We start from the raw sequence: 19,385 nt of genomic DNA on the forward strand, positions 1-19,385 counted from the left end.
CAGCACCATCAATCCCGTTGGTCGCAGGAGTCGGGAGAGTGTATGCGGAGAACCTGGAGAACCGCCGTGGCAGCCGTCGCCCTCGCGGCGGCCGCCCTCGTCGCCGACGTCTCGCTCCCGGTCGCGTCCGCGCAACCCGCCCCCGCCGCGGTCAAGGACTTCTCGAAGCCGGCCATCGTGATCCTCGGCTACGGCCTCGAACCCAACGGCACCATGCGCCCGATCCTGCGTCGCCGCGTCATCACCGGCCTGACGGTCGCGCAGTTCTTCCCGCAGTCGCCGATGATCGTCACCGGCGGCAACCCCCGCAACGGCGTGAGCGAGGCCGCGGCGATGCGGCGCATGCTGCTCGTGCTCGGCTTCCCCGATCACCGAATCATCGTGGAGGACAAGGCGAACAGCACCGTGCAGAACGCGCGGTTCTCCGTGCCGCTGGCCGAGAAGGCGGGCACGTCGGGGATCATCCTGGTCACCTCGTCGACGCATCAGGACCGCGCCGACGGCAATTTCGTCGATGCCGGGGCGAACCTGCTGGCGACGGTGAGCTACCCCGACGGCAGTCCCCAGGTGAACGCCGCGCAGTTCGCGCGCGACGTCATCAGCCCACTGGTCAACCAAGGCTGACGCGCCCCAGGTTTCACCGGACACTACGAGGGGTACTGTCCGGTGCCATCCTTCCGCAACGTCGCCACCGGGGGTCCGATGAGAGTTCTGGTCACAGGGGGCACCGGTTTCGTCGGCGCCTGGACCGCCAAGGCCGTGCAGGATGCCGGCCACCAGGTCCGCTTCCTGGTCCGCAAACCCGAACGCCTGACCACCAGTGCGGCGAAGATCGGCGCCGACACCGGCGACCACGTCGTCGGCGACATCTCCGATCCGGACTCGACCGCTGCGGCACTCGACGGTTGCGACGCCGTGATCCATTGCGCGGCAATGGTATCCACCGATCCGTCGATGGCCGACGAGATGCTGCGGACCAACCTCGAAGGTGCGCGGTACGTACTCGGCGGCGCGGCGAAGGCCGGGCTGGATCCGATCATCCACGTCTCGAGCTTCACGGCGCTGTTCCGCCCCGGGCTCGACGTGCTGCACGCCGACCTGCCGGTCACCGGCGGATCGGACGGCTACGGCAAGTCCAAGGCCGTCGTCGAGGCGTACGCCCGGGGACTGCAGGACGCCGGGGCGCCTGTCGACATCACCTATCCGGGCATGGTGCTGGGCCCGCCGGCCGGTGACCAGTTCGGGGAGGCCGCCGAAGGTGTGGAGGCCTCGATCAAGATGCGCAGCGTGCCGGGCCGCGGGGCGGGGTGGATCGTGGTCGACGTCCGCGATCTGGCCGCGCTGCACGTCGCGCTGCTGGAGCCGGGCCGCGGTCCGCGCCGGTACATGCTGGGCGGCCGCCGGGTGCCCGTGGGCGAACTGGCGACTCTCATCGGTGACGCCGCCGGACGCGATCTGGCGCCGATTCCCATCCCCGACGTCGCCCTGCGCACGGTCGGCCGGATCTTCGACGTCATCGGTGACCAACTGCCGTTCGAGACGCCGATCAACTCCGCGGCGATGCAGTACTACACGCAGATGCCGAATTCCGACGACGCTCCTGCCGAGCGTGATCTCGGCATCAAGCAGCGCGAGGTCGCCGAGACCATCGCCGACACGGTCGCGGGATTGCGCGAAGTCGGTCGCCTGTAGCGGGAATGCGGCGGGGGTCACACCGGTTGTCCCGAGTCATGGAACTCGGATATCACGTGCCCATCTTCGACATCGACGGCGGGACCACCGCCATCGCCGGTGAACTCGCCCGCGTCGGCGAGGCGGCCGAAGCGTCCGGCGCGACCTGGCTGTCGCTCATGGACCACTTCTTCCAGATCGAACCGACCGGCCTGCCCGCGGAGGCCAACATGCTCGAGGGGTACACGACCCTGGGCTTCCTGGCCGCCCGCACCTCGCGGATCGACCTCGGACTGCTCGTGACGGGCGTGACCTACCGGCATCCCGGCCTGCTCGCCAAGACGGTGACGACGGTCGACGTGCTCTCGGGCGGGCGGGCGTGGCTCGGCATCGGCGCCGCGTGGTTCGAGCGCGAACACCGCGGGCTCGGGGTGCCCTATCCGCCGGTCGCCGAGCGGTTCGAGCGGCTCGAGGAGACGCTGCGGATCTGCGCGCAGATGTGGGATCCCGACAACAACGGACCGTTCGAGGGTAAGCACTACCAGTTGGCGGAGACGCTGTGTAACCCGCAGCCGATCAACAAGCCGAAAGTGATGATCGGCGGCAGCGGTGAACGCAAGACCCTGCGGCTGGTGGCGCAGTACGGCGACGCGTGCAACCTGTTCGGCTCACCGGAGGAGGTCGCCCACAAGCTCGACGTGTTGCGACGACACTGCGACGACGTCGGCCGCAACTTCGACGACATCCGCGTGACGATCCTCGCCCACGACGGGCCCGAACCCGGAGCCACCGACGAATTCGTCCGCACCATGGCCGATTACGCCAAGGTAGGTGTGCACACCGCGATCGTCATGCCGCCGGGCGGATCGCCGGCGAAGTGGATCGACGGCATCGCCCCGGTGGTGCCGCAGCTCGCCGAGCTGAACTAGTCGGCGGCGAAGGACCGCACGTAGTCGACGGCCGCATAGAGGTTGGTGCGCAGCGGTTCCGGATCGCCGGTGACGAAGGTGAGCATCGCACCGCCCTGGTGAGCGATGACGAGGGACACCGCGAGATGGCGCGGATCGGCGTCGGCGCGCAACGCGCCGCGCCGTTTCATCGCCGTCAGTCCCGCGCGGAACCGCTCGATCCACGCGTCGTAACCGGCCGCGACGTCGTCGCGGACGGGTTCGTCGCCTTCGATCAGTTCGCCGGCCAGCGACCCGTAGACGCATCCGCCGCGTTGGTAGACCGCGGTCGTGTCGGCGACGCAGGCGTCCGCCCAGGCCTGCAACGCGTCGATGGTGTCGAACGCCTGGTTGTGCAGTTCTGCGACGTACCGTCTGCGCTCGGCGAGGACCTCGCGGGTGAGGTCGGCCTTGCCCCGGAAGTAGTGGGACAGTTGCGATCCGCTGACCTCGGCGCCCTCGCGTACGTCCTCCATCGTGGTGTTCTCGATGCCGCGTTCGAACATCAGCCGGGCGGTGGTGTCGACGATGCGGGCGCGGGTCGCCAGGCCCTTACCGCTGAACGTCGTCACGCGGTCCTCCGGCGGTGGCGCGGCCGCCGGGCCGGCCGAGGTGTGCGCTCGGCCGGGTCGGCGGCGAACATGCGCAGCCGGTTGACCGCGAAGCGCAGGGCATCGGCCTGCGGCCAGTCCTCGCGATAGGCGAACGCCAACGTGCCGCCGGCCTGGTGGGCGGCGACGAACACCTGCGCGAGTTCGCGAGGGTGGGCGTCGTCGACCAGCAGACCATTGCGTTTCATCGTCTCGAATGCCGCTTCCAGCACCGAGATCCACCGCCGGTACCCGTCGGCCAGGGCCTCGCGGGTCGCGTCGTCGGACTTGGCGAGCTGACCGGCCAGACCGTGGTAGGTGGGGGTGCCGGTGAAACCGATGCGGCGCAGGTCGCGCATGTTCCGGTCGAGCCAGCGTTCGGCGTCCTCGAAGCTCTCCACCTGGAAGTCGACGGCCTGCATCTGGCGCTCGACCAGGGCCCGCAGCAGGGTCTGCTTGTCGGCGAAGTAATGCGCCAGCTGTGAGCCGCTCACCGCTGCCGCCTTACGGAGGCTGACCATGTTGAGCGCCGAAAGCCCTTCGGCGGCAATCAGGTCGGCGGCAGCGGTGAGGATGCGCTCGCGGGTGGCCTGCCCCTTGGGGGTCAGCCGGCGTTCCATCGCTCCAGGTTACCGGCCAGACGCACCCGTCACGGCGCAGGCAGCCGGCGCTCCAGGAAGTCGCGGATCAACGCCGCCGTCTCGTCGAGCGCCGACTCCAGCAGGAAGTGGCCGCCATCGAGCAGGTGGATCTCGGCCTCGGGCAGATCGTCGGCGAAGGCGAGCGCACCCGCAGGCCCGAAGATCTCGTCACCACGGCCCCACACTGCCAGCAGCGGCACACGGGAGGTCCGGAAGTACTCGTGCAGGCGGGGGTACAGCGGAGAATTCGTCGCGTAGTCGAGGAACAGCTTGAGCTGCACCTCGTCGTTGCCTGGGCGTGAGACGAGTGCGTGGTCGTGATGCCAGGCGGTGGGGTCGACGAGCGATTCGTCGGCCACCCCGTGGACGTACTGCCAGCGGATCGCGTCGAGCGTGAGCGCCTCGCGCATCGCCGCTTCGGTTTCGGGCACCTGGCGGGCATGGAAGTCCCACACCGGTTTCCAGAAGCTCTCGACGAAACCGGCGTCGTAGCCGTTGCCGCTCTGCGTGACGATCCCGGTGATCGCATCCGGATCGGCGAGCGCGAGCCGCCATCCGATCGGGGCGCCGTAGTCCTGGACGTAGATCGCGTACCGGGTCACGCCGAGGTGGTCGAGCAGACCCGCGGTCAGGGCGGTGAGCGCGTCGAAGGTGTAGTCGAACTCCTCGACCCCGGGCGCGTCGGACAGGCCGAAGCCGAGGTGGTCGGGCGCGATGACGTGGAAGCGGTCGGCCAGTGCGGGGATGAGGTGGCGGAACATGTGCGAACTCGTCGGGAAGCCGTGCAGTAGCACGAACGCGGGGGCGGACGGATCGCCCGCCTCGCGGTAGAAGATCCGGTGGCCGTCGATGGTGGCGTAGCGGTGGTGGACAGCGGGCATAGTGGAGTTCCTTCCTCGTTTTGGGTCGCACGACCCATTCCGCTCCCTGCAACGGCGGATCCGCCGGTCGGCATTCCCGATGTCCCGAAACCTGCTACCGTCCAGGCTCCGTGAGCTCAGCCGCAGGCATGGTCGCCACCAGCCACCCGATGGCCGTCCGCACCGCGGTCACGATCCTCGAGGAGGGCGGCACCGCGGCGGATGCGGCGGTGGCAGCCGCGGCGATGCTCACGGTCGTCGATCCTCCGTCGACCGGCGTCGGCGGGGATTTGTTCGCGCTGTACTGGGAGTCCGGAGGCACTGAGCCGGTCGGCCTGGCAGCGGCGGGGGTGGCACCCGCCGCACTATCGGTCCAGGCGTTGCGAGACAGCGGGTTCGACACCATGCCCGCCGACGGCCCGTGGACGGTCACCGTTCCCGGCGCCACGTGGGGCTGGTCGGCGCTGCTCGAGCGGTACGGCACGCTCGGGCGCGACCGGGTCGTGGCGCCGGCCGTCGAGGCCGCACGCACCGGCTTCGCCGTCACCCCTGCCGTGGCCGAGGAGTGGAAACTCGGCGCGAACCGGCTGCGGGCCGATCCGCACGCCGCGGCGCTGTTCCTGCCCGCCGGCCGGGCTCCCCGCGTCGGCGACGTGTTCCGCAACCCCGACCTGGCCGAGACCCTGCAGACCTACGCCCGCGAGGGCCACGCACCCTTCTACACCGGGGACATCGCGGCCGACTTCGCCGATGCCGTCCACCCCCTGCGCACATCGGACCTCGGCGAATGGGCCGGCCCGGAATGGGTCACGCCGATCCGCGCCCGCTTCCGCGGTGTCGACGTGTACGAGATGCCGCCGCCCGGGCAGGGTTTGGCCGTGCTGCAGGCATTGCGCCTCTATCAACGGTTCGCTCCGTACTCCGACCATCACCTGGTCGAGAGCATCAAGGCCGCGGTCGCCGACGCGGCCGATCACATCGCCGATCCTCGCTTTCACCCGGTGCCGGTGGCGGAACTTCTCGGCGACGGCCGGGTGGGTGAGCTCGCGGACCGGATAGGCGCGACGGCCTCCGACGGACGGACGCCGGGCACGCCGTCGGACACCGTGTACGTCTGCGTGGTGGACAGGTGGGGCGCCGCCTGTTCGCTGATCCAGAGCATCTACGACGGCTTCGGATCCGGTGTGCTCGTGCCGGGACGCGGCGTGCTGCTGCACAACCGCGGTGCCGGGTTCACCCTGCGCGACGGCCACCCGAACCGGCCCGAACCGCGAAAACGTCCGTACCACACCATCATCCCCGCGATGCTGGGCGGACCGGACGGATTCCGCGGCTGCCTCGGCGTGGTGGGCGGGTTCATGCAGCCGCAGGGCCAGGTTCAGGTTCTGCGGAACGTGCTCGACCGCGGGATGTCCGCACAGCAGGCCGTCGACGCCCCACGGCTGCGGGTGCTCGGCGGTCACACACTGGGCCTCGAGGAGGGTTTCGACGCCAGCGGTGCGGCCGAACTGGCTCGCCGCGGTCACCGGCTCAGCGCCCTGCCGCGCTCCGAATGCGGTGGTGCGCAGTTGATCCTGCGGACACCCGCGGGCCTCGACGGCGGGTCGGACTTCCGCAGGGACGGTTACGTCGGCGTGTGCTGACGCCTCAGATCTCCCACTCGAACGACGCCTTGTCCACGCGCAGCACCAGCGAGGTGTCGATCGACTGCACCCCCGGCAGGGCGGCCAGGCACTCGTCCTGGAACGCGAGCAGGTGGTCGTTGTCGGTGAAGAACGTCTCGATGAGGATCTGGGCGCGGGAGAGCACCCGGCTGAGGTAACGCACTTCCGAGCGCGTCTTGAGCAGTTCGATCGCCGGGTCGACCGCTTCGGGTGACACCCGCACCAGGATGAACGCGGAGACGCTGGCCTCCTTGGCCTTTGGCGTGATCAGCGCGACCATCTCGATGAGTTCCTCTTCGAGCAGGCGGTTGACCCGGTTGCGGATCGTGGTCTCGGTGACCTTGAGCGCCCGGGCGATCTCGGTGTTGGGGATCCGCGCGTTGTTCTGCAGGATCCGGATGATCTGCCGGTCGAGGTCGTCGAGCACCGGCCTGCGGTCGGGCACGGTCGCCGGCCGCCCCGGTGCGCGCCTGACCGTCTTGGAGTCGATCGCATCCGTCATTCCCCGGCCCTCCCACAAGTTTCGATATTCAAAGCGTAACCCGCGAATTGCTTCGCTTTACAACTTGTTCACGGCTACGAAATGTGAGCCAGCCTACTCTTTACGCACTTCTCCGTTGTACTTCGACTCTAGATGGCGGGTGTCCCGGACCGATGAAAACACTGCACGACAAACAAGACGACCACGCCCGTCTGGCTGCGGAACTCGCCGACGACGGCGTCCAGTTCGCGATGGCCGCCTGGGTCGACGTGACCGGGCGGCCCAAGAGCAAGGTCGTCCCCATCGGCCATCTGCCGGACATGCTGGCCGGCTCCGAGCGCTACACCCCGCGCGGCATCGGCCGGCTGGGTGAGATGAACCCCGCCGAGGACGAATGTGTCGGCCTCCCCGACCCCGACACCATGCGGATCCTGTCCTGGGATCCGCGAATCGCGCTGTTCCACGCCGATCTCGTACTCGGTGACGCCGGCGAACCGTTCGAGAACTGCCCCCGCTCGGCGCTCAAAGGGGTGATCGCGAAGGCGCGCGACATGGGGTTCGCGATGAATCTCGGGGTGGAGACGGAGTTCTACCTGTTCCGCACCAGCGCGCTGCCGGAGCTGACTCCGCGGTTCGCCTCGTCGGTGATCGAGCCCACCCCGGCCTACGACGCCCGCGCAGTCATCGACTCGCTGGAGTTCTTCTCCGAGGTGTCCGCGCACATGGAGGCGGCCGGCTACGGGCTGTACAGCTTCGACCAGGAGGGCGGCGAAGGCCAGTACGAGCTGGACTTCTCCTACACCGACGTGCTGAGCATGTGCGACCGGCTGACCTACATGCGGCTGATGCTCCCCGCCCTGGCCCAAAAGGTCGACGCGACAGTGTCGTTCATGCCGCGGCCGGAGACCCGCTCCTGGGGTTCGGGGGCGCACATGAACATGAGCCTGGTGTCCACCACAACCGGGGACAACGTCTTCGTCGACCCGGACGGCAGCTGGAGCAAGACGGCGATGTCGTTCGCCGCGGGCGTGCTGCGCCACGCACCGGCGCTGTCGGCGCTGACCTGCCCGACGGTCAACTCCTACAAGCGGCTCACCCCGAAACTGGCCGACGGTTCGGTGTCGTGGGCACCGGTGTGGGCACGGTACGGCACCAACAACCGCTCCTGCATGCTGCGGCTGCCCGGCAACCGCCCCGCCATCGAGAACCGCTCGGTGGACATGATGGCGAACATGTACCTGGCCTCGGCGTTCACGCTCGCCGCCGGCCTCGAGGGCATCGAACTCGGCCTGGACCCCGGCGAACCCGTCACCGACGACGCCAGCGACTGGGAGGCGTCGGCCGGCGGTGCGGGAGAACGACTTCCGCGCACCCTGCTCGAAGCCATCGACGCCTTCGCCACCGATCCACTGGTCGCCACCACGTTCCCCGCCGGATTCGTCAGGGACTACCTGGCGATGAAGGTCGACGAATGGAACGGCTACCACAGCGTGGTCACGCAGTGGGAGGTCGACCGCTATCTCCTCGACGTCTGACACCGACACCCACGATCAGGAAGTGACCAGCATGATGCGACGCCATCGGATGCCGATCGTAATGGGAGCCGCGGGAGCAGTGGGGGCCATCGCGCTCGCGCTGGTCTCCGCGTGTTCGAGCAGCACCCCCGCCGAGAACTCCGGTGCCGAGGCCGATCCGGCCTCGCGCGAGATCGTCATCGGCACATCCGGCGACTTCCCGCCGGTGTCGTTCCTCGAAGACGGCTCCACCGAGGTGGTCGGCTTCGAGAACGACCTCGCCAAGGGCGTGACCGACGACCTGGGCTGGACCTACCGATTCGAGCAGATCTCGTTCGACGGTCTGCTGCCCGCGCTGCAGTCCGGGCGCATCGACGCGATCCTGTCGGGCATGTACAACACGGAGAAACGCCGGGAGCAGGTCGATTTCATCGACTACATGCAGATCCCGCTGTCTGTGCTGACGACGGTCGACAACGCCCCGAAGACCCCCGGGCCGGAGGCGCTGTGCGGGCAGTCGGTGGCCTATCTGACCGCGAGCCCGCCCGAACGTGCGCAGCTCGACGCGTGGTCGCAACAGTGCACCGACAGCGGTAAACCTCCGCTGCAGCCGACCGGTTTCCCCTCCGTCGCACAAGGTGTCAACGCCGTCGCGACCGGTCGCGTGTACGCACAGCTCGAGGGTGACATCGTGACCCTCTACATCTCGCGCACCGAATTCGGCGACAAACTCGACGTCGCGTTCAACGTCGAGGGCGAGAAGAGCGTCGTGGGCATGGCGGTGGCGAAGGACAGCCCGCTCAAACCGGAACTGCAGAAGGCCATGGAGAGTTACGTCGCGTCCGAGGCGTACTGCCAGTCGGCCCAACAGTGGCAGTTCACGGCCGCCAATCCCATCCGCCAGTGTTGACGGAGTTCTGGTATTACTTCACGCTGCCGGAACTGATCGACGGTGGCCTGCTGGCACTGCGGATCGCGCTGCTGTCGCTGATCATCGCCTGGCCGGCGGGGCTGCTGCTCGCGCTGATCAGCGATTCGCGCTGGTTCCTGCCACGGTTGGCGGTGGGCGTCTACATCTGGGTGCTGCGGGGCACGCCGATACTGTTGCAGTTGATCTTCCTCTACAACGTTCTCCCCCAATGGGGTTGGCAGCTGTCGTCGGAGACCACCGCCGTCCTCGGGCTCGCGCTCAACGCAGCGGCGTTCGCGGCGGAGATTTTCCGCGGCGGACTCAACGCCGTCAACGTCTCCCAGATCGACGCCGCCAGGTCGATCGGCCTGTCACCGGCGTTGACGCTGCTGCGCATCCGGCTGCCCCAGGCACTGCGGGTGATCACGCCGGCACTGGCCAGCGAGGCCATCATGACGGTCAAGAACACGTCGCTGGCCTCGGCGATCGCGGTGGCCGAATTGACGTTGCGCAGCCAGCAGCTGGTGTCGATCAACTTCGAGTACCTGCCCGTCTTCGGCGCCGCCGCGGCGATCTACCTGGCGCTCAACACCATCCTCATGGTGGTGCAGTACCTCAGCGAACGGCGCCTCGACAACGACAGACAGCGGCACCGCGGTCCACTCGCATCGTGGTTGGTTGCCCGCATGCACCTTTCGGCTCCGTCGGCCCGCGGCGCCGACGAAACTCCGGTACAGCTGGATCTGCACGCCCCGGAGTTCCAGACCTACTGGGACCGGGTCCGCACCGTCGCCGGCCGTGACATGACCGAACAGCCGACCGTGATCAGCGTCCGGGGACTCCGCAAGACCTACGGCGGCACCGTCGTCCTCGACGACGTCGACCTCGACGTGCAGCGCGGCGAAGTGGTCTGCATCCTCGGGTCGAGCGGTTCGGGCAAGAGCACACTGCTGCGCGCCATGGACGGTCTGGTCGAGGTCGACGACGGTTCGGTGGTGGTCAACGGCGTGACCATCGCGGAATCGGGTGCGGGCCGGCTCACCGCCAAGGACCGGCTGCGCGCGGGCCTGGCGATCGTCTTCCAGCAGTTCAACCTGTTCCAGCACATGACCGTCGCGGCCAACCTCCGGGAGGGTCAGGCGCGCGTGCTGGGCCTGACGCGCCGCCACACCACCGACGTCAACAACATGCTGCTGCGCGAGCTGGGTGTCGAGGCGACCGCCGACCGCTATCCCGGGCAGCTCTCCGGTGGGCAGCAGCAGCGCGTCGCGATCGCCCGCGCACTCGCCCTGGCACCGGAGGTCATGCTCTTCGACGAGCCGACCTCGGCGCTCGATCCCGAGCGGGTCGGCGACGTCCTGCGCATCATGCGCCAACTGGCCGACCAGGGTATGACGATGGTGGTCGTCACCCACGAGATCGCGTTCGCCCGGCAGTGCGCATCGCGCGTGGTGTTCGTCGACGACGGCCGGATCGTCGAACAGGGCCCGCCGGAACGCGTCCTCGACGCGCCGAGCAGCGAACGCACCCAACGGTTCCTGTCCGCCCTGCTGCCCGACACCAAACCCCTCACCCACCGAAAGGTTCTGCAGTGAGCTTCCCCCTCACCGACGAGCTCGACGTGGTGGTCGCCGGGGTGCCCTACGGCTTCCAGGGGGAATTCAGCGACGGGCGCTGGCTCACCGACCGCCACATCGCCCGGATCGAGGCGTGCTCCCCGGGAATCCGGTTGGAACATCCGTCCGTCTACGACCTCAACGACGGCTACCTGGTGGAGCGCAAACCGCAGGCGGTGCTCGTCGAGTGCAGCGGCACCGAAGCGAGTTGGGAGTCGCTGCCGGCGATCCTGTTCCAATCCGGTTTCCGGCAGCTGCTCAGCCCGGAGCTGCGCCTCGTCCAATCCTGCAGTGCCGGAATCGAACAGATCGCCGGGCTCATCCCCGACGGTGTCACGTTGTGCAACGCCTCCGGGGTGCACGCCCCAGCCATCGCCGAGAGCGTCATCGCCGCGATCCTGGCGCAGGCCAAGCTCCTGTACCAGAGGCGTATCGAGCAGCGATCGAGGAACTGGACCCAGCTGCCCGCGCGCGAACTGGCAGGCACCACGATGTGTGTCCTGGGCACCGGGCACATCGGCACGGCCATCGGCAGCCTGGCCCAGGCGCTCGGGATTCACACGATCGGGGTACGCCGCAATCCGCTCCCCGCCGAGGGCTTCGACACGACGGTCGGTCCCGACGGCCTCGACGATGCGCTCTCGCGCGCCGACTACCTCGTCATCGCCTGCCCACTGACCGCCGACACCCGCGGACTCATCGACGCCGACCGGTTCGCCAAACTGCCCACCGGCGCCTATCTGGTGAACGTGTCACGCGGCGCGGTCGTCGACGAGGCGGCGATGATCGACGCGTTCGAGACCGGCCGGCTCGGCGGTGGATTCCTCGACTGCCATGTGCACGAACCACTTCCCGACGACAGCCCCCTGTGGGATATGCCGGGGGTGGACATCTCACCGCACGATTCGCATGCGTCGAACCTGCTCGGTGACCGGCAGGTCGACCTCTTCTGCCGCAACCTCGAACGACTCATCCGCGGTGAGCCGTTGATCAATGTCGTCGACACGAAGGCGGGTTACTGAGCATGAGCACCGTCGTCTGGAGCGAGAACGCCTCTCCCGATTTGTCTTTCACGGAGGTTTCGGGCGGCCGTGAGGTGGGTTTGGTGCCGGTCGGGGCGGTCGAGCAACACGGTCCGCACCTACCGGTCGGTGCGGACACGATCATCGCGACCGCCATGTGCGAACGCGCATCGGAGCTGACGGGGGCTCCGGTGCTGCCGGCGATCACGCTCGGGGTCAGCTTCGGGCACGGCACCGAGTTGCCGGGCACGCTGTCGCTGACGCCGGCGTTGTTGGCCGGGATCGTCGAGCAGTACGTGCACTGGGCGGCGCTCTCCGGGCTGCGGCGGCTGCTGTTCGTCAACGGGCACATGGGCAACACCGCCGCGCTGAACACCGCGACCGACCGCATCCGGTTGGAGCGCCGCGATGTGCGGGTCGGCGCCGTCGACTGGTGGACGTGCGACGACCAGGTGCTCACCGCCATGATGGCCGACGCCGCCGACGCCCACGCCAACTGCGCCGAGACCTCGGTGCTGCTGGCGATGCGGCCGGACCTCGTGCATCTCGACCGCATGCGCGACGCCGACGACGAGGACCGCACCGCCGGTCTGGTGTTCCGCTACACCGCCACCGAACTGTCCCGCAACGGCGTCACCGGCAAACCCTCGCTGGCGACCGCGGAGCTCGGGGAGCAGCTGTGGAAACTCGCCGCGGAGGGCATCGCGGCGCGCGTCCGCAGCGGACGGACCGAGGAGCCGCCGCTGCCGTAGCGCCGCAACCCGGCACCGACGATGTCCCCGCCGTGGCCTATGTTGGGTCGTCCGGCAGGAACGGGGACAGACGCGGACAGATCGAGGAATGCAGGTGGACGACAACAGGGGGCTGTCGGCGGCTGAGCTGCTCGAACTCAACCGCGACCTGCACGGATCCCGGGCGATCCGGCTGCTGGCCACCCACAACCTCGGGCTCTACGCCACGCTCATGGAACGCCATCTGGCCGACGGCGTCGTCGCCGAAACCGAGCTGGTGGTGCGGCTGGAGCGCGACCTGCACGAACTCGACCCCGACGGCCAGTCCGGGCTGGCGCTGATCAAGTCGTGGGCCAGCCAGGGCTGGTTGCACCGCATCGTCGACGAGCGCAGCGACCAGAACATCTGCTACCTCACCCAGGACGCGCGCCGCGCCCTGGACTTCCTTCGCGGGATGCGCCGCCAGGACACCATCGCCACCGGCGGCTCGATCAACGGCATCGCCTCGCGCCTCAAACAGGTCGCGATCCGCGTCGGCAACGACCCGGCCCGCATCCGCAAGAGCATCGAGGCCGAGATCGCGGCGCTGCAGGCCGAACTCGACGACCTCGAGGCCGGCACCCGCCCGGAGCCGGATGTCACCGACGCCTACGACGAGGCCCGCGCGATCGCTCTGCAGATGGAACGGCTCATCACCGACATCGGGCAATACGGTTCGATGATCGAACAGGCCACCGCCGCGCTCGACGAGCCGATCGACAGCAACGCCGAGTACCGCGACCGGCAACGCCAGATGTACGCCGACTACCAGGCCGCGTGGGACTCGCAGGGCCGCGACAGCCACCGCGCCTTCCTCCGGATGATCAACGACCCCGACCAGCGCGCCGAGTTCGAGGCCGATGTCGCCGCGGTCGCCGAGGCGCTGCCCCTGCTCGACCCGGCGCTTCGCAAGGTGATGGCCGGGTTCTTCGAACTCGTCGGCCACCAGATCGACGAGGTCGAACGCATCCAGCAGCGCTGCGCCCAGCGGGTCAAGCGGTTCACCGCGTTCGGCACGCTCGAGCAGAGCCGCGGGGTGGCCCGTCAGCTCAACGAGGCCATCGGCGCCGCCCGCGCCCTGCTGAAGACCTCGCTCACGGACTCGAGGCTCGGCATCGACGTGCCGCTGGCCCGCCACGCGATCAGCTCCGTCGGCGCGCTGAGTTTCAAGATCGGCGACCTGTCGGCGCCCAAACCCGCCAAACCCGCTGGGGGCGAAGTGGATCTGGCGAGCTTCGCGGCGCTGACCACACAGGTCGACGCGCCCGCGATGTCGGACATGCTCAACGCCGCGCTCCCGGTCTCCCTCTCCCGCGCCGTCGACATGCTGGACAACGCGTACCTGGGCCACGTCATCGTGCTGTGGTCCTGGGCGCTCAAGCAACCGAACGACGGGCGGCCGGCGTCGACCACCGTCCGGTTCCGCTCCCTCGACGGCCGTGACCGCGAAATCGCCGTGCCCGACCTGATGTTCACCGAACCGATCACCACCCTCGCTGGAGTTTCGCAGTGACCTCTCCGTCCACCGAACATGACGCGGACCTCGCCGCGTTCTCAGAGCTCCCCCAGGTCGACCAGAACGCCCGTCCCCCGCACCAGCGCAGGCCGCGCTTCGACGGCGACGTCTCCGAACTCCCCGACCGCGCCTGCTGGGCGCTGCAGAACCTGCTCACCCGCCGCTACATCAGCGCCGAGACCGACAGCGACCTGTTCAGCTGGGTGCTCGAATACCGCAGACAACTCAGCGTGCGGCTCTCCGAACTCGACCTGATCCTTCGCATCGTCGACGGAACCGATGTGGCGTTCGTCGAACAGGCCCGCTACGAATCGGCAAGGGGCGCCAAGCTTCTGCGCCGCGAACCGCTGGGCACCTACGACTCGATCCTGGCGTTGCACCTGGCGCAGATGATGCGGGCCGCGGGCGGGCAGAGCGTGCTCATCAGCCGCGAGGAGATGCACGGGTTGTTCTCCGGTGTGCTCAACGACACCGACCGCGACGCGGTCACGTTCACCGCGCGCATCGACGGCGCGATCGCGCGGCTGGCCGGGCTGGAGATCCTGCGCCGCAGCCGCGACGACGATGACAGCTACACCATCAGCCCGGTGATCAACGCCGTCATGACGGCCTCGGTGATCACCGAACTGCAGCAGCAGTTCGAACAGCTGCTGGGCGGCGGCACGCCGGCCGAGGAGGTCCACGTTGACTGAACAGTTCCACCTGTCGCGGCTGCAGGTCATCAACTGGGGCGTGTTCGACGGCTACCACTCGATCCCGTTCAGCGCGGGCGGCGCCCTGATCGCCGGCGCCTCCGGCAGCGGCAAATCGTCTCTGCTGGACGCGATCTCGCTCGGCTTCCTGCCGTTCAACCGCCGCAACTTCAACGCCTCCGGTGACAACACCGCGGCCGGGTCGAGCGCGGGACGGCGCACCGTGGACAAGTACGTGCGCGGCGCGTGGGGCCAGCGCAGCGACGGCGGTACCAGCCGGGTGATGTACCTGCGCGGCGACGGCACCGCCTGGTCGGCGGTCGCGGTCACCTACGCCGGCGACTCCGGGCGCACCGTGACCGGTCTGGTGCTCAAGTGGCTGACCGGCGAGTCCCGGTCGGATTCGTCGAGCCGGTTCGTACTCGGCGACGGCGACCTCGACATCGAGGACGTGTGCAACCGTTGGGCCGCGGGACGTTTCGACACCGGTGTGTTCAAAGTAGACGGCTGGCGGTTCACCACGAAGGTCGAGTCGCAGTACCTGGCGCAGCTGTACGCGACGATCGGTATCCGCGCCTCCGACGCCGCCCAGCAGCTGCTCGGCAAGGCGAAGTCACTGAAAAGCGTCGGCGGGCTGGAACAGTTCGTCCGCGAGTTCATGCTCGACGAACCCGACAGCCTGGCGCGGCTGCCCGAGGCGCTCAAGCAGATCGACCCGCTGGTGGAGGCCCGCGAACTGCTGGCGGTCGCGCAGCGCAAACGCAAGATCCTCGGCGACATCGAGAAGATCCAGCAGCGCTACGCCTCGGAGTCCTCGGATCTGGGCATCATCGACCTGGTCGACCTGCCGATGGTGCGCGCCTACACCGACCACGTCCGGCTGGCGCAGTGCCCGACGCAGATCGCCCAGCTCGACACCACGATCGACCAGCTCGACAACGAGTACGAGGACGTCACCCGTTCGCTGAATCTGGCCAAGGCCGAGGCGGATTCGCTCAACGCGCAGATCAGCGGGAACAGCGCCAGCATCGGACCGCTGCAGTCGCAGGTGACCGCCGCCGAGACCGAGGCCGAGCAGGTGTCACGCCGGCGCAGCGCCTACGAGGACATGGTGACCGCACAGGGCCTCGACGTCCCGGACACCGCCGACGAGTTCTGGAACCTGCGCGAGGAGCTGCTCACCGAGGCCACCGAACTGCTCGCCAAGGTCGAGCGCAACCGCGAGGCGTCCACCGACGCGGAGTACGCGCAGAAGGCGGCGCGCATCGCCCGTGACGATGCGGCCAAGGAACTCAAGCGCGTCGAGCACGTGGGGTCGGCGCTGCCGGAGTTCGCGCTGCTGATGCGCGACCAGATCTGCGCGGCGATCGGTGTCGACGCGGGTGAGTTGCCGTACGTCGCCGAGCTGATGGACCTGCGGCCGAATCAGACGCGCTGGCGGATCGCGGTCGAGAAGGTGCTGCGCGGGGCGGGGCTGCGGCTGCTGGTGCCCGACCAGCACTGGACCAAGGTGCTGAAGTTCGTCAACGAGACGAACATGCGCGGCCGGCTCGCGCTGCACCACGTGCGGGCCAGAGTCTACGGCGCCGAACCGGTGGAACCCGAACCGAACACGTTGGCGGGCAAGCTGTTCGCCGTCGACCCGAGCCATCCGTGCGCGGCCGAGGCCGTCGATGTCGTCACGGGCGCCGGTGACCACGTCTGCGTCGACACCCCCGAGGTGTTCGCGCGGTTCCGCCGGGCGGTCACCGACACCGGCCTGTACAAGGACTCCGACCGGTTGGCGATCAAGGACGACCGCCGCCCGCTGAAGCAGTCCGAGTACCTGTACCAGGGTGACGTGTCGGCGAAGATCAACGCCTTGACCGTCGACCTGGCCGCCGCCGAGGAGGCATACCAGAAGGCCCGCCGGGTCGCCGACGAGATCGCCGCACAGCGCCAGCAGTGGCGCGACCGGGCGGCGGCGTGCAAGGCGATCTGCGAGCAGTTCCCGCAGTGGAGCCAGATCGACGTCGAGACCGCCGACGGCCACGCCGACCGGCTGCGAGAACAGTACGAGCTGCTGCTCGCCGACCATCCCGACATCGAGGCGCTCAACGCGCGCGCCGACGAATGCTGGTCGCAGATCCAGGTGTTGATGACGCGGCGGGGTGCGATCCAGACCCGTCGCGACGATCTGGACTCCCGTCGCACCCAACTGTTGGAGCTGCAGGAACGTCTGCAGCCTGCGTTCGTGTCGGAGCCGTTGACCGAGCTGCTGCACCGCTACGCCGGACAGGTGCCGGTGACGCTCGAGCTGCTCGGCCCGGAACCGCACCGCGATGCGCTGTTCGCCGCGATCAAGAAGGAGCGCGAGCAGCTGCGCGAGAGCCGGCGTCGCTCGTATGACGAACTGGCCCGCATCCTCAACACGTTCGACACCGCGTTCCCGGACGCAATCCCGAACGACAGCACCAACTTCGACGAGCGGGTGCACGACTACGTGGCGCTGTGCCGGCACATCGACGAACGTGAGTTGCCCGAGGCCTACGAGCGGATGATGCGGTTGGTGACCGAGCAGGCGCCGGATGCGATCCTGACGCTGCACCGGGTCGCCGAGCAGGAGGCGCGGCGCATCGCCGAGCAGATCGAACGGGTCAACACCGGCCTGGGTGCGGTGGAGTTCAACCGCGGCACCCGATTGACGCTGCGGGCCACACCGCGCCAGTTGACGGCGGTGTCGGAGCTGACGGAGATCGTGCGGTCGATCTCGCGGCGCATCGCCGAGGTCGGCCTGGGCGACAAGCAGGCGATCCTCGACCAGTACGCCGACATCCTCCGGTTGCGCAACCGGTTGGCGTCGACGGCGCCGGAGGACAAGGCTTGGACGCGCGATGCGCTCGATGTGCGCAACAGGTTCACCTTCGACTGCGCGGAATGGGATGTGGCCACCGAGGAGTTGATCCGCACGCATTCCAACGCCGGCGACAACTCCGGAGGCGAGCAGGAGAAGCTGATGGCGTTCTGCCTGGCGGGCGCGCTGAGCTTCAACCTGGCCAGCCCCGACAGTACCGACAACAGGCCGGTTTTCGCGCAGCTGATGCTCGACGAGGCGTTCTCCAAATCCGATCCGCAGTTCGCCCAGCAGGCGCTGTCGGCGTTCCGCAAGTTCGGCTTCCAGCTGGTGATCGTGGCGACAGTGCAGAACGCGACGACGATTCAGCCCTACATCGACAGCGTGGTCATGGTGTCGAAGACGGAGGCGACGGGCCGCAACGCCCGCCCCGTGGCCACGGTGGCGACGCGGACGATCTCGGAGTTCGGCGAGCTGCGCCGGGAGATGCGGGCGAACGCCAAAGTCCCCGCCGGGGTCTGACGACGACGCCCGTCACCACGCGGTTGTGCGGTTTCATACGCGACTCGGCGCGCGGATCGTATCGGTACGCACAGTCGACGTCGGCCTGATCCTGACGTCCGGCGTAGGGTGCCGATCGTGCACGTCGATGTGATGACGACTCCCCAGCCACTGCAGCAGACCGGCGGACTCGCGCGCCGCTGCCAGGAAGCCGGCTTCGACGGTCTGCTGTTCACCGAAACCGGAAGAACCGCCTACCTCAACGCCGCGGTGGCCGCGCAAGCGGCGCCGGGTCTGGAGTTGTCGACGGGTGTGGCGGTCGCGTTCCCCCGCAGTCCCTTCGTGACGGCCGCGACGGCGTGGGAACTGCAGGAGGCCACCGGCGGGAACTTCCGGCTGGGCCTGGGCACCCAGGTGCGCACGCACGTCGTGCGTCGCTACGGTGTCGAGTTCGCCCATCCCGGTCCGCGGCTGCGTGACTACGTCCTCGCGGTGAAGGCGTGCTTTGCGGCGTTCCGGACCGGCACCCTCGACCATCACGGCGAGTTCTACGACCTCGACTTCATCACGCCGCAGTGGAGCGCAGGGCCGATCGACGCGCCGGATCCCAGGGTCGACATCGCCGCGGTGAATCCGTGGATGCTGCGGATGGCCGCCGAGGTGGCCGACGGGGTCCACGTGCACCCGCTCGGCGAGCCGGGTTACATCGCGCGCCACGTCGTTCCCAAAGTCGCTGAGGGAGCAGAGAAGTCGGGGCGCTCGCCGCAGGACATCGCGCTGATCGTGCCGGTGATGACGATCGTTGGCGACTCCGACGAGGAACGGCACAAAGAACGCGAACTGGTGCGGGCGAGTATGAGCTTCTACGGGAGCACACCCAACTACGCGTTCATCTGGGACGAGGCCGGCTTCGAGGGAACCACGGCCCGCATCCGGGAGCGGCAGAAGGCCGGCGATATCGAGGGGATGGCCGCGCAGATCACCGACGACCACCTCGCGACGTTCGCGACCGAATCGTCGTGGGACGGCCTCGCCGAGGCGCTCGAGACGAAGTACGGCCACACCGCGACCCGCCTCGTGCTCTACAACGCCCTCGCGGATGCGGAGCGGCTCGAGCGGTACGGCACCGTTGCGCAGCGTCTGTCGAGCCGTTAGCG

General features: G+C 68.6%; 17 protein-coding genes. 13 read left to right on the plus strand and 4 right to left on the minus strand.

The window, feature by feature from the left end:
• Nucleotides 1-42 precede the first annotated feature (42 nt).
• The 3 genes from G6N49_RS18850 to G6N49_RS18860 all read left to right on the plus strand — a co-directional run bounded on the left by G6N49_RS18850 (nt 43) and on the right by G6N49_RS18860 (nt 2,600).
• Nucleotides 43-624 carry a YdcF family protein gene (locus G6N49_RS18850; RefSeq protein WP_083044897.1) on the plus strand — a complete coding sequence of 194 codons (582 nt, stop codon included), beginning with the start codon at nt 43-45 and terminating at the stop codon, nt 622-624.
• A 78-nt stretch (nt 625-702) separates the two neighbouring features.
• Nucleotides 703-1,692 carry an NAD-dependent epimerase/dehydratase family protein gene (locus G6N49_RS18855; RefSeq protein ID WP_011854696.1) on the plus strand — a complete coding sequence of 330 codons (990 nt, stop codon included), beginning with the start codon at nt 703-705 and terminating at the stop codon, nt 1,690-1,692.
• 38 nt (nt 1,693-1,730) lie between these two features.
• Nucleotides 1,731-2,600 carry an LLM class F420-dependent oxidoreductase gene (locus G6N49_RS18860; RefSeq protein WP_083044896.1) on the plus strand — a complete coding sequence of 290 codons (870 nt, stop codon included), beginning with the start codon at nt 1,731-1,733 and terminating at the stop codon, nt 2,598-2,600.
• Here G6N49_RS18860 and G6N49_RS18865 read toward each other — a convergent pair.
• The 3 genes from G6N49_RS18865 to G6N49_RS18875 are packed head-to-tail and all read right to left on the minus strand — an operon-like array spanning nt 2,597 to nt 4,730.
• Nucleotides 2,597-3,190: a TetR/AcrR family transcriptional regulator gene (locus tag G6N49_RS18865; protein WP_011558295.1), complete on the minus strand. Its 594-nt coding sequence runs from the start codon at nt 3,188-3,190 to the stop codon at nt 2,597-2,599. The two genes, G6N49_RS18860 and G6N49_RS18865, sit on opposite strands and share 4 nt — an antisense overlap.
• Nucleotides 3,187-3,828 (minus strand): TetR/AcrR family transcriptional regulator, encoded by a 642-nt coding sequence (locus G6N49_RS18870; RefSeq protein ID WP_011558294.1) that lies wholly within the window; start codon nt 3,826-3,828, stop codon nt 3,187-3,189. Before G6N49_RS18870 ends, G6N49_RS18865 begins: the two co-directional genes overlap by 4 nt.
• 29 nt (nt 3,829-3,857) lie before the next feature.
• Nucleotides 3,858-4,730, minus strand: a complete 873-nt coding sequence (locus G6N49_RS18875; protein WP_011558293.1) for an alpha/beta fold hydrolase — start codon at nt 4,728-4,730, stop codon at nt 3,858-3,860.
• Nucleotides 4,731-4,840: 110 nt separating this feature from the next.
• Between G6N49_RS18875 and G6N49_RS18880 the strand changes: the two genes are divergently transcribed.
• Nucleotides 4,841-6,352, plus strand: a complete 1,512-nt coding sequence (locus G6N49_RS18880; protein ID WP_235679540.1) for a gamma-glutamyltransferase family protein — start codon at nt 4,841-4,843, stop codon at nt 6,350-6,352.
• A gap of 4 nt (nt 6,353-6,356) precedes the next feature.
• Here the strand turns inward: G6N49_RS18880 and G6N49_RS18885 are convergent, their stop codons facing one another.
• Nucleotides 6,357-6,875, minus strand: a complete 519-nt coding sequence (locus G6N49_RS18885; protein ID WP_011558291.1) for an Lrp/AsnC family transcriptional regulator — start codon at nt 6,873-6,875, stop codon at nt 6,357-6,359.
• Nucleotides 6,876-7,027: 152 nt separating this feature from the next.
• On the opposite strand from G6N49_RS18885, the gene G6N49_RS18890 reads away from it, so the two are divergent.
• The 9 genes from G6N49_RS18890 to G6N49_RS18930 all read left to right on the plus strand — a co-directional run bounded on the left by G6N49_RS18890 (nt 7,028) and on the right by G6N49_RS18930 (nt 19,383).
• Nucleotides 7,028-8,389 (plus strand): glutamine synthetase family protein, encoded by a 1,362-nt coding sequence (locus tag G6N49_RS18890; protein WP_011558290.1) that lies wholly within the window; start codon nt 7,028-7,030, stop codon nt 8,387-8,389.
• Nucleotides 8,390-8,468: 79 nt separating this feature from the next.
• Nucleotides 8,469-9,278 (plus strand): ABC transporter substrate-binding protein, encoded by an 810-nt coding sequence (locus G6N49_RS18895; RefSeq protein WP_011558289.1) that lies wholly within the window; start codon nt 8,469-8,471, stop codon nt 9,276-9,278.
• Nucleotides 9,272-10,873, plus strand: coding sequence for an amino acid ABC transporter permease/ATP-binding protein (locus G6N49_RS18900; protein WP_082967882.1), 1,602 nt, complete (start codon nt 9,272-9,274; stop codon nt 10,871-10,873). Before G6N49_RS18895 ends, G6N49_RS18900 begins: the two co-directional genes overlap by 7 nt.
• Nucleotides 10,870-11,916, plus strand: coding sequence for a D-2-hydroxyacid dehydrogenase (locus G6N49_RS18905; protein WP_011854688.1), 1,047 nt, complete (start codon nt 10,870-10,872; stop codon nt 11,914-11,916). The genes G6N49_RS18900 and G6N49_RS18905 overlap by 4 nt, the downstream gene beginning before the upstream one ends.
• A gap of 2 nt (nt 11,917-11,918) precedes the next feature.
• Nucleotides 11,919-12,668 carry a creatininase family protein gene (locus tag G6N49_RS18910; RefSeq protein WP_064917264.1) on the plus strand — a complete coding sequence of 250 codons (750 nt, stop codon included), beginning with the start codon at nt 11,919-11,921 and terminating at the stop codon, nt 12,666-12,668.
• Between the two features lie 88 nt (nt 12,669-12,756).
• Nucleotides 12,757-14,199, plus strand: a complete 1,443-nt coding sequence (locus G6N49_RS18915; protein WP_083044894.1) for a DUF3375 domain-containing protein — start codon at nt 12,757-12,759, stop codon at nt 14,197-14,199.
• Nucleotides 14,196-14,894, plus strand: a complete 699-nt coding sequence (locus tag G6N49_RS18920) for a DUF4194 domain-containing protein (protein WP_011854685.1) — start codon at nt 14,196-14,198, stop codon at nt 14,892-14,894. Before G6N49_RS18915 ends, G6N49_RS18920 begins: the two co-directional genes overlap by 4 nt.
• On the plus strand, nt 14,887-18,249 hold the full coding sequence (locus G6N49_RS18925; RefSeq protein ID WP_083044893.1) for an ATP-binding protein: 3,363 nt from the start codon (nt 14,887-14,889) through the stop codon (nt 18,247-18,249). Before G6N49_RS18920 ends, G6N49_RS18925 begins: the two co-directional genes overlap by 8 nt.
• Nucleotides 18,250-18,366: 117 nt before the next feature.
• On the plus strand, nt 18,367-19,383 hold the full coding sequence (locus G6N49_RS18930; protein WP_083044944.1) for a TIGR03617 family F420-dependent LLM class oxidoreductase: 1,017 nt from the start codon (nt 18,367-18,369) through the stop codon (nt 19,381-19,383).
• Nucleotides 19,384-19,385 lie beyond the last annotated feature (2 nt).

It is taken from the genome of Mycolicibacterium monacense (assembly GCF_010731575.1).
Taxonomy (GTDB): domain Bacteria; phylum Actinomycetota; class Actinomycetes; order Mycobacteriales; family Mycobacteriaceae; genus Mycobacterium; species Mycobacterium monacense.